Source organism: Anaerorhabdus sp. (genome assembly GCF_036637135.1).
In the GTDB taxonomy this organism is placed as follows: Bacteria; Bacillota_I; Bacilli_A; order Erysipelotrichales; family Erysipelotrichaceae; genus Anaerorhabdus.
In genome coordinates, this window is sequence record NZ_JAVWNC010000093.1 from 1 (window position 1) to 5,365 (window position 5,365).

General features: G+C 33.6%; 5 protein-coding genes and 1 other annotated feature. All 5 genes read left to right on the forward strand.

Going from position 1 to position 5,365, the window contains the following annotated elements; translation table 11 throughout:
* Window positions 1–39 precede the first annotated feature (39 nt).
* Window positions 40–519, forward strand: coding sequence for a hypothetical protein (locus tag RR643_RS11110; protein WP_332483251.1), 480 nt, complete (start codon window positions 40–42; stop codon window positions 517–519).
* A gap of 77 nt (window positions 520–596) precedes the next feature.
* Window positions 597–1,112: a hypothetical protein gene (locus RR643_RS11115; RefSeq protein ID WP_332483252.1), complete on the forward strand. Its 516-nt coding sequence runs from the start codon at window positions 597–599 to the stop codon at window positions 1,110–1,112.
* Between the two features lie 47 nt (window positions 1,113–1,159).
* Window positions 1,160–1,361: a binding site (T-box leader), on the forward strand.
* Between the two features lie 36 nt (window positions 1,362–1,397).
* A complete protein-coding gene (gene leuS / locus RR643_RS11120; RefSeq protein ID WP_332483253.1) occupies window positions 1,398–3,791 on the forward strand; it encodes a leucine--tRNA ligase in 2,394 nt (797 codons plus the stop codon).
* A gap of 140 nt (window positions 3,792–3,931) precedes the next feature.
* Window positions 3,932–4,657, forward strand: a complete 726-nt coding sequence (locus RR643_RS11125; RefSeq protein ID WP_332483254.1) for a segregation and condensation protein A — start codon at window positions 3,932–3,934, stop codon at window positions 4,655–4,657.
* A gap of 5 nt (window positions 4,658–4,662) precedes the next feature.
* Complete coding sequence (gene scpB, locus RR643_RS11130; RefSeq protein WP_332483255.1) at window positions 4,663–5,334, forward strand: SMC-Scp complex subunit ScpB; 672 nt, start codon at window positions 4,663–4,665, stop codon at window positions 5,332–5,334.
* Window positions 5,335–5,365 lie beyond the last annotated feature (31 nt).

The following is a 5,365-nucleotide window of genomic DNA, read 5'->3' on the forward strand; positions in this document are numbered from 1 at the left end:
TTATAGTGAAAGTAGTAATTTAATTACTGGAGGAGAAATATGAAAAAAATACTTGTATCTTTACTTGCGTTTACGTTGCTTGCAGGATGCTCAACAAAACCAAAGGAAGAAATTCCTACCCCAACAACTGAATCACAAAATAATACGGCTATGAATGTACTGGTATGTGGTGTAGATGCTGAAGATCACGCAATTACAACTACCTATAAATTAGATAAGGGTGCTATTACTACTGTGGAAATATCATATAGTTATCCATTGCAAGAGGATAGTGATAAGGATGAAATTATTAAAAAGTTAAATAATGAATTATTTGAAAATCAAGATGGAGTAACATTCGATATTTTTGAAAATGAAACAGATATTGTTGGACAATTAACTGTTGATTTAACTCAAGCAAGTGATGAGATAATAACTTATCTTGGGCTTACAGATGACATGAAAACAGACGGACAATATGATGTAGAAAAAGTAAAAGCATTTATGATTGATAATGAAGCTGCTTGCCAAATTTTGTAAATCTTTCGTAAGTCTTAAGTTTTGTACTAAACCAATTGGTATATAATTCTTATTGCGTCAAGCAAGAGGAGAAAAAAATGAAAAAAATATTATTTAGTTTATTAGCACTAGCGCTTATTACAGGTTGCTCAAGCAAACCTGCAGAATCTAAACCTACTGAAACACCAACAGTATCAGAACAACCAACAGCAACACCTGATGGTGCACAACAACCATCTACTGGAGATGTATTGAGTGCATGTGAAGTTAAATCAGACTTAGATACTGTTATCACTACGCTAAATGGTACAGATGGTAATGTAACTGAAATAAGACAAGAAGTACATTATGGAATTAGTGCCGATCGTACTGCAGAATCATTAAAGAAATCTGCGGAAGCTGATGTAGAATTCTTTAAAGGTATGGAAGGTGTAACGTACGAAATTTCCGAAAATGAAAAAGAAGTTATTCAAATCGTTACTTATCAATTAGATAAGATGGATGCGGATACATTATCACTAGCTGGAATGGATGCACTTGCAAACAAAGATGGCAAATTCGTGAAAGATGAAGTAGTGAAAGTATTTGAAGATATGGGAGCTACTTGTAAATAAAGAACGAACCATAAAAGATTGACACGCTAAGCCAAATTCGATATGATTATTACGCTATGAAACGGAGTAGTAATTAGATATCAAATAATAGAGAGTCAAGGGTTGGTGTAACTTGATATTTGTGACTATTGAACTCACCGTAGAGCTGAATCTGAATAAAAGGATTCCGTAGAATCTGCGTTAAAGAAAAATTAAGGGCATGACAAAGTCATGAACTAAGGTGGTACCGCGTAATTAAACGTCCTTAGATTTAAGGGCGTTTTTATATTATTTAAGGAGGAAGTTATGGAATTTAATCATGTAGAATCAGAAAAAAAGTGGCAAGAATATTGGGATAAAAACAAAGTATTTGAAACAAATGTTTGGGATTTTAGTAAGCCTAAGTTTTATGCGTTGGATATGTTTCCTTATCCATCAGGACATGGGCTACATGTAGGACATCCAGAGGGATATACTGCAAGTGATATCATATGTCGTATGAAGAGGATGCAAGGGTATAATGTTTTACATCCAATGGGATTTGATTCATTTGGATTACCTGCAGAACAATATGCAATTCAAACTGGAAATCATCCAGAAGGATTTACATTAGACAACATTAAAACATTTACAACACAACTGAAGATGTTGGGGTTCTCTTTTGATTGGGACAAAGAGGTTTCTACATCAGATCCTAAATTTTATAAATGGACACAATGGATTTTTAAACAGTTGTATGAAGATGGATTAGCGAAATATGTAGATTTCCCTGTTAACTGGTGTGAAGAGTTGGGTACAGTGTTAGCGAATGATGAAATCATTGATGGTAAATCAGAACGTGGTGGTTATCCAGTAGTTCGTAAAATGATGAAGCAATGGGTTATTGATATTGTGAAATATGCAGATCGATTATTAGAAGGTTTAAATGATGTTGATTGGCCAGAATCGACTAAAGAAATTCAACGCAATTGGATTGGTAAATCACGTGGTGCTCATGTGAATTTTAAAATTGATGGTCATGATGAAGCATTTACTGTATTTACAACTCGTTGTGATACATTATTTGGAGCTACTTATTGTGTGTTAGCTCCAGAACATGCATTGGTTGATTTAATAACAACTCCTGAACAAAGACAAGCAGTCGAAACATATAAACAAGAATGTGCTTCCAAATCGGATATGGAACGTACAGAACTTAATAAAGATAAAACAGGTGTATTTACAGGTGCATATGCAATCAATCCAGTAAATCAAAAGAAAGTTCCAATTTGGATAAGTGATTATGTTCTTGCATCATATGGTACTGGTGCAATAATGGCAGTACCTGCACATGATGAAAGAGATTATGAATTGGCGAAGAAATTTGGCATTGAAATCATTCAGGTTTTGGATGGTGAATCAGTAGAAGAAAAAGCTATGGTAGATGATGGTGTACACATCAACTCTGATTTCTTAGATGGATTAAATAAAGATGATGCAATTAATGTTATGATTGCATGGCTTGAAACAAATAAGGTTGGAGAAGCTAAAATTAATTATCGTTTACGTGAGTGGATTTTCGCGCGTCAACGTTATTGGGGTGAACCAATTCCTGTTGTCCATTATGATGATGGTAGTATGGGAGCTTTAGCGGATGATGAACTACCACTTGTTTTGCCAGAACTTACAGACTACAAAGGACAATCCGGTAAATCACCACTAGACCGTGCAACAGATTGGGTTACTGGTGAAAAGAATGGTAAACACTATCGTAGAGAAACAAGCACCATGCCAGGGTCTGCTGGTAGTAGTTGGTATTTCTTACGCTATATTGATCCACACAATGATTCAGAACTTGCGAATAAAGAATTACTTCAACATTGGATGCCAATTGATTTATATATTGGTGGTCCAGAACATGCGGTAGGTCATTTATTATATTCACGCATGTGGAACAATTACTTATATGATAAGGGAATCGTGCCATGTAAAGAACCATTTAAGAAATTATTCCACCAAGGTATGATACTTGGTGAAAATGGTGAAAAGATGAGTAAATCTCGTGGTAATGTAATTAATCCGGATGATATTGTAAAAGCATTTGGAGCCGATACATTGCGTCTATATGAAATGTTTATGGGACCACTTGAAGCAAGTAAACCATGGAATGATAAAAATGTAGAAGCATCTAAAAAATGGTTAGACCGTGTTTGGCGTCTGTTCATTGACTCGAATAAGTTATCTGACATAAATGATGGAGCATTGGATTATAGTTATAATGCTACGGTTAAGAAAGTAACAAATGATATTGAGACATTGAATATGAATACAGCGATATCCCAAATGATGATATTCATCAATGATTGTTTTAAACAAGAAACAGTATATCGTGAGTATGCATTAAATTTTATTAAAATGTTATCTTGCTTTGCACCTCATATTTGTGAGGAAATGTATCAGATCTTAACAGGTAAAGATACGATTACGTATGAACCTTGGCCAACTGTAGATGAGACTAAACTTGTATTAAATGAAGTCGAAATGGCGGTACAAATTAATGGTAAGATGCGTGGTAAATTTACTGTAGCAAAAGATGAAGATAGTAAAGTGGTTGAAGAAATGGCACTTAACTTAGATTCTGTAAAAACGCATACAGATGGAAAAACAATTAAAAAGATTATTGTTATCCCAAATAAGATTGTTAATATTGTTGCAATATAAGCCAAAGATGTTAGTTCGCTAACATCTTTTTAATTTGTTGGTGATTATTTGTTAAATTGTTAGAAAGTCTTTGGATCATTTTGAACTTTGACTAGTTGAATTAGTTAATTTTTGGTATAATTTTGTAGCGAGGTGACAACATGACGTTTACAGTTGCAATTGATCAATTTGAAGGTCCATTAGATTTAATGCTCCATCTTATCAAGGAACAAGAACTAGACCTTTTTGATTTAGATATTAGTATTCTTACTGACCAATATTTAAATTACTTAAACCGCATGGAAGAAATGCAATTAGAAGTGGCGAGTGAATATTTATTAGAATTAGCTACTTTAATTGAATATAAAAGTAAAAAGATTCTGCCTAAGGATCAATCATTACTAGAAGATGAATTTGAAGAGGATCCTAAAGATCGATTAGTCAAACGATTACTTGAGTATCAACAATTCAAAGAAGTAAGTGAACAATTAAGTGATTTATATCATCAAAGAGCAATGCAGTTAACTAAACCGATTTCAATTGAAGTTGATGAATGGACTAAACCAAAAACAGAAGATGCACCAATTGATGGTTCGCCATATGATTTGGTGAAAGCAATGAATAAATGTTTAAGAAGACTTCAACTAACAAAGCCAATTGAAACCAAGTTTACTGCTAAAGAAATATCAATGGAAGATCGTTCATTACAAATAAGAGCGCGATTAAAGGATTTACCAGATACATTCTCATTTGAAACATTAATTGATGATTGTAAAGATATGCAAATGGTAATCGTAACATTCTTGTCAATTCTTGATTTAGCAAGACAACATACATTGGTATTCACTATTGATGAAAATGAAACAATATGGTTTAAGAGGGGGTAATATGTATGAATGAAAACCTTGAAAATAATACAAACGAAGAAGTAATTGAAGAAGTCGTTGTTCATGATGAGTTAACAAATGAGCAAGAAATTAAAATTGATGAAGCGATACAAGAAACGAATAAAGTAGAAGAAGGTAATCGTGCAGGAACAATTCTAGAAGGTTTACTCTTTATCGTTGGAGATGAAGGTATTACATTAGCTCAAGCTAGTGAAGTTTTAGGTGTTAGTCAAGAACGAGCTGAGAGTGAGTTTAACCAGTTACAAGCCTTATATGCAGATGATTCACGTGGATTTGAAATTGCGAATTATGGTGGAACTTACAAATTCTTATCAAAAGCTATTGTGCATCCATATGCAGAAAAACTATTCCAAACTACAAAGACTGCAGGAATATCACATGCTGCTCTTGAAACTCTTGCGATTATTGCGTATAAACAACCAATCACTCGTGTAGAAATTGAAGAAATTAGAGGTGTTGGATGTGATATGATGCTTCGTAAATTAGAAGCTCGTAACCTTGTTCGTGAAAATGGTCGAAGTGATGCACCGGGTAGACCAATTCTTTATGAAGTAACAGATGAATTTATGGATAGTTTTAAACTCTATAGTTTGGATGAATTACCTAAACTACCTGAATTTAGTACAGATGAAAATAACGAAAATCTATTTGATTAAAGTGGGGAAACCCACTTTTCTTATGAAAATA

Bases quoted from the DNA above. Each gene is read 5' to 3' on its own strand.
- RR643_RS11110 (WP_332483251.1), top strand. From the start codon at position 40: ATGAAAAAAATACTTGTATCTTTACTTGCGTTTACGTTGCTTGCAGGA.
- RR643_RS11115 (WP_332483252.1), top strand. From the start codon at position 597: ATGAAAAAAATATTATTTAGTTTATTAGCACTAGCGCTTATTACAGGT.
- leuS (WP_332483253.1), top strand. From the start codon at position 1,398: ATGGAATTTAATCATGTAGAATCAGAAAAAAAGTGGCAAGAATATTGG.
- RR643_RS11125 (WP_332483254.1), top strand. From the start codon at position 3,932: ATGACGTTTACAGTTGCAATTGATCAATTTGAAGGTCCATTAGATTTA.
- scpB (WP_332483255.1), top strand. From the start codon at position 4,663: ATGAATGAAAACCTTGAAAATAATACAAACGAAGAAGTAATTGAAGAA.